Source organism: Algoriphagus aestuariicola (assembly GCF_017254835.1).
GTDB classification, from domain to species: Bacteria; Bacteroidota; Bacteroidia; order Cytophagales; family Cyclobacteriaceae; genus Algoriphagus; species Algoriphagus aestuariicola.
Genome location: NZ_JAFKCW010000036.1, coordinates 1 through 359, shown reverse-complemented (window position 1 = coordinate 359; position 359 = coordinate 1). Strand labels below are relative to the sequence as shown.

The 359-nt window shown below is 61.8% G+C and carries 1 protein-coding gene; it reads left to right on the top strand.

Translation table 11 applies throughout. The features are described from left to right. Nucleotides 1–359 (top strand): aminotransferase class V-fold PLP-dependent enzyme (locus J0A67_RS23565; protein WP_206571672.1); only part of this gene is annotated, 359 nt, incomplete at both ends.

Here is a 359-nt window from a genome sequence, read left to right as displayed (position 1 = left end):
CGATGAGGTCATCGTCACCGCGCTGGATCACTACGCCAACGTCTCCAGCTGGCAGCAGGCCGCCGCCGACAAAGGCGCCGTGGTGCATCAGATAGCGCTGGAGAGCGCCGATTGTTCTCTCGACGCGGCAAAAGTGTGCGCGCGCATCAACGCCAACACGCGTCTGGTGGCGGTCAGCTACGCGTCCAACGTCACCGGCAGCATCGTCGATATCAAAACCATCGTTGAAGCCGCGCATCGGGTGGGCGCGCAGGTGTATGTCGACGCCGTTCATTACGCGCCGCATAACCTGATCGACGTGCAGGCGTTGGGATGTGACTTCCTGGTGTGCTCCGCCTACAAATTCTTTGGCCCGCACG